Source organism: Arthrobacter sp. Cr_A7, from assembly GCF_029222765.1.
Classification (GTDB): Bacteria; Actinomycetota; Actinomycetes; order Actinomycetales; family Micrococcaceae; genus Arthrobacter.
Genome location: NZ_JARHXQ010000174.1, coordinates 1 through 4,293, shown reverse-complemented (window position 1 = coordinate 4,293; position 4,293 = coordinate 1). Strand labels below are relative to the sequence as shown.

The 4,293-nt window shown below is 64.1% G+C and carries 5 protein-coding genes; 2 read left to right on the top strand and 3 right to left on the bottom strand.

All coding sequences use genetic code 11. The features are described 5' to 3' along the window. Positions 1-178 precede the first annotated feature (178 nt). Positions 179-661 carry a CarD family transcriptional regulator gene (locus P2Q66_RS10620; RefSeq protein ID WP_011690592.1) on the bottom strand — a complete coding sequence of 161 codons (483 nt, stop codon included), beginning with the start codon at positions 659-661 and terminating at the stop codon, positions 179-181. A gap of 257 nt (positions 662-918) precedes the next feature. Between P2Q66_RS10620 and P2Q66_RS10615 the strand changes: the two genes are divergently transcribed. Further along, positions 919-1,476, top strand: coding sequence for a hypothetical protein (locus P2Q66_RS10615; RefSeq protein ID WP_275727878.1), 558 nt, complete (start codon positions 919-921; stop codon positions 1,474-1,476). Positions 1,477-1,554: 78 nt separating this feature from the next. Here P2Q66_RS10615 and P2Q66_RS10610 read toward each other — a convergent pair whose 3' ends face one another. Further along, positions 1,555-2,235 carry a response regulator transcription factor gene (locus P2Q66_RS10610; protein ID WP_079598280.1) on the bottom strand — a complete coding sequence of 227 codons (681 nt, stop codon included), beginning with the start codon at positions 2,233-2,235 and terminating at the stop codon, positions 1,555-1,557. After that, positions 2,232-3,479, bottom strand: a complete 1,248-nt coding sequence (locus tag P2Q66_RS10605) for an ATP-binding protein (protein ID WP_275727900.1) — start codon at positions 3,477-3,479, stop codon at positions 2,232-2,234. The genes P2Q66_RS10610 and P2Q66_RS10605 overlap by 4 nt, the downstream gene beginning before the upstream one ends. Positions 3,480-3,684: 205 nt before the next feature. On the opposite strand from P2Q66_RS10605, the gene phoU reads away from it, so the two are divergent. Further along, positions 3,685-4,293: phosphate signaling complex protein PhoU (phoU, locus tag P2Q66_RS10600; protein WP_275727873.1), on the top strand; the 609-nt coding region annotated here is incomplete at its 3' end.

The following is a 4,293-nucleotide window of genomic DNA, read 5'->3' as shown; positions in this document are numbered from 1 at the left end:
GCTCTACAGCACCGGCCTCACCGCAGACGAAGGCCTCTGGCACCGCAAAGGATGGGCAGGTCGCACATGACACACCCGGGATTTACACACGTTTTGTCCTATAACCCCATTTTCAGGACGGCCGTTTCAGGGCAAAAAGAAGCCCCGGCCGCACTTGCGTGCCGCCGGGGTTCAATTCTTAGGAAGCCAGGACCTCGTCGAGAACGCTTGCTGCCTTCTCTTCGTCGGTCTTTTCAGCCAGCGCCAATTCTGAAATCAGAATCTGCCGGGCTTTGGCCAGCATTCGCTTCTCGCCTGCGGAAAGGCCCCGGTCGTGATCCCGGCGCCACAGGTCGCGAACGACCTCAGCCACCTTGATGACGTCACCGGAAGCAAGCTTCTCCAGATTTGCCTTGTACCTGCGTGACCAGTTGGTGGGCTCTTCGGTGAACTCGGCACGGAGCACATCAAACACGTGCTCCAGGCCTTCCTTGCCCACTACGTCCCGGACCCCAACAAGGTCAACGTTTTCTGCTGGAACTTCAATGGTCAGATCACCCTGAGCCACCTTGAGCTTGAGATACATTTTCTCTTCGCCCTTGATGGTGCGCATCTTGATTTCTTCAATCTTCGCAGCACCGTGGTGAGGGTAAACTACTGTCTCGCCGACCTCAAATACCATGTGGACATTTCCCCTTTCCCGCAGACCAGTTTATCACGATTCAGGCATATGACCGGCCGCGGAAAGGGCCCGGAACCGCGGAAATACGCGGAAAATGGGGCAAATCAACCCCCTTGGACCCCTTGACGGATGCGGATAATAGTGCATCGCCGGTGCGCTGCCAAGGGTGATATGACGGCGCCGAATCCTCGTTTAAGCGGCTTTGCGGATAGGCTATGGGCTGAATAATGTTTCAAGACTCTCGAGGAGTACGTGACGTGCGTTTCACTGCGATGACCCGGGCCCAGCGCGCCAAACTGGCACTGACGGCAGGCGCTCTCGGCGTCGGGCTGCTGGCGTCAGGTTGTTCGGCATCGAATTCCCAGCAGACAACTGCGGAGTACCAGCAGTCCGATGGCATCAACGCAGACCTCGGCCCGCTTGAGCTGCGCAACATGCTCATCGTCTCGGCGGGCGAGGACCAGCCGGGACGTGTGATCGGCGCCGTCTACAACTCCTCCTCCCAGGACGTGAAGCTGACGGTCAACGGCGCCGAAGGCTCGCAGACCGAGGTTCCGGTCAAGGCCAACGATTACACCCTGCTCAACGCGAGCTCGGACGAAGCCATCCTGAGCACCACCGGCGGCATCCCGGGCTCCCTCGTGGACGTGAAGATCACCGAGGACGGCACCAACGTCAGCAACACCGTCAAGGTTCCCGTCCTGGATGCCACGCTTCCGGAGTACAAGGAGTACCTGCCCGCCGGCAGCACGCAGTCGCCCTCGCCGACCCCCTCGCCGACGGCTTCCGAACTTGGCGGCGGCACCGGCCACTAGGCCGGCACAGCAAGCCGCAGACAAAAGGGAGGGGCCGGCGGCCCCTCCCTTTTTGTTATGCCGTTGGGGCTGTGCCGCCTACGGCTCGAACTTGTACCCCAGCCCGCGCACCGTCACCAGGTACCGCGGCGCCGAGGGATCGGGTTCAATCTTGCCCCGGAGCCGCTTCACGTGGACATCCAGCGTCTTGGTGTCCCCCACATAATCCGAGCCCCAGACCCGGTCGATGAGCTGGCCGCGGGTCAGCACCCGGCCCGAGTTGCGCAGCAGCATCTCGAGGAGCTCGAATTCCTTGAGCGGAAGCAGCACCTGCTCCCCGTCCACGCTCACCACGTGCCGTTCGATATCCATGCGGACCGGCCCGGCCTGGACCGTGGAGGAAATCAGTTCCTCCGGCTCACCCTGGCGCCGCAGCACCGCCCGCACCCGGGCCACCAGTTCGCGGGAGGAATAAGGCTTCGTGACGTAGTCGTCGGCCCCGAGCTCCAGGCCCACCACCTTGTCGATTTCGGAGTCCTTGGCCGTCAGCATGATCACCGGCACGCTGGAACGCTGGCGGAGCTGCCGGCAGACCTCGGTACCGGAAAGTCCGGGCAGCTGCAGGTCCAGCAGCACCAGGTCCGCGCCGTTCCGGTCGAATTCGGTGATGGCGTCCAGGCCGTTGTCCACGACCTCCACCTCGAACCCCTCCTTGCCCAGCAAATAGGACAACGGATCGCTGAACGACTCCTCGTCCTCGACAATCAGAATCCTGCTCAAGCGCTAGCTCCTCGTTCTTTTGCGCCTGCGGCGCGGGGTACTTGGGTGACAGTTGGCTGGTCGGTGTGCTGCCCTGAGGGCCCGCGCACAGGGGCGGCAGCAGGCGGGAGTTCCTCGTCGCCGTCGTGCCCCTCCATCTCGGGAAGACGGAGGGTGAAAGTGGACCCCTGGCCCGGCTGGGACCACAGGGTCACCTCGCCGCCGTGGTTCGAGGCAACGTGCTTGACGATACTCAGGCCCAGGCCCGTGCCGCCGGTGTGGCGGGAACGCGCCGAATCCACCCGGTAAAAGCGCTCGAAGACGCGCTCCTGGTCCTCGGCGCTCAGGCCCTCGCCCTGGTCGGTCACGGAAATCGACACCAGGCCCTCCCTGGCACGGACCCCGATGCCTACGCGCGTGTTGGCGGGGGAATACCGGATGGCGTTGTCGATCAGGTTGCGCAGGGCTGTCACCAGCAGGTCCTGGTCTCCGAAGACCTTACCGTCGGTCCGGCCGCCCACCACGATGGTGATGTTCTTGCTTTCCGCGGGCAGCTGCGACCGGTCCACGGCCTCGGCGATGACGGCGTTGATGTCCACCGGGCGGCCCTCCTGCGTCACGCGCGCGCCCTGCAGCCGGGAGAGTTCGATGATGTCCTGCACCAGGGCGGCGAGGCGGCCGGATTCCTTGTGCATGCGCTTGGCAAAGCGGCGGACGGCCAGTTCGTCGTCCGCCGAAGACTCCAGGGCTTCGGCGAGCAGCGAGATGGCACCCACGGGGGTCTTGAGTTCATGTGAAACGTTGGCAACGAAGTCGTTGCGGATTTCCTCGGTGCGCGTGATCTCGGTGCGGTCGTCCGCGAGCAGGAGGATGTATTCCTCCCCGAGCATCGCTGCCCGCACCTGCACAATGATGGTCCCCTGCCCCAGCGGACCACGCGGCAGTTCAAGCTGCTTCTCAAGGATGACGCCGTCACGGCGGACCCCGGCCGTCATGTCCAGCAGTTCCTTATGGACCACCGTATGGCCGCGGACCAGGCCGTACGCGTAGGCGGCAGGACTCGCGCGGACCACACCGTCCACGGCGTCCACCACAACAAAGGCACGCCCGACGACGGCGAGCACCTCCGCGGCGCCGGCCGGCAGGGCCGGCTCCTCAGCGTCCACGTCCAGCAGCCGGCGCTGCTTCTCGCTGACCCGGTAGGCGAGCACGCCGAACGTGCCAAGCGCCAGGCCGACGAGGCCTGCGACCAGACCGATGAGCATAGGATCCACAGATCCACCTTATGCTCTTACAGGGGGCCTTCCGGCGCGTCAGGACCGCCTGCGGCGACGGTTCAACTAACGTTCACCTGCAAGGGCTTAACCGTTCACCGGGCGGTGGCAGAGTAGCGGGTTGGAGTGCCGAACGGCGACACGATTCCTGCTGCCCAGACACGGGCCGCAGGAGTTCCAAGGAAAGGACGCCTACGTGCGTAAGGTTTTTCAGGAAGAGCTCACCCATGTGGGTGACCAGTTGGTGGAGATCTCCCGCCTGGTCAGCGAAGCGATGGACAAAGCGACCACTTCCTTTGAAGTGGCGGACGTGGACCTCGCCCAGGACGTTATTGCCGCGGACGCGCGGATCGACTTCCTGCAGAACAGCCTGGACGAGCGGGCCATCGACATCCTGGCGCTGCAGGGTCCCGTTGCCAGCGACCTGCGCATGATCGTTGGCTCCCTGCGCATGAGTGCGTCGCTGGAGCGGATGGGCGACCTCGCCCGGCACATCGCGCAGCTGGCCCGCCTCCGGTTCCCGTCCACGGTCATTCCCGCGTCCATGACCGGCACGTTCAAGCGGATGGCGGAGCTGGACCAGATGATCGCTGACAAGCTGACCGTCCTGCTGGAGACCCGCGACCTTGAGGTGGCGAGGGACATCCTGAAGGCGAACAGCGACATCAACGATCTGCACCTGAGCGTCTTTAAGGCCATCGCCGCTCCCGAATGGGCCGAATCGCCTGCCACCACCGTGGATGTGGCCCTGGCCAGCCGCTACTTCGAGCGCTTCGCCGACCACGGCGTTTCCGTTGCCCAGAAG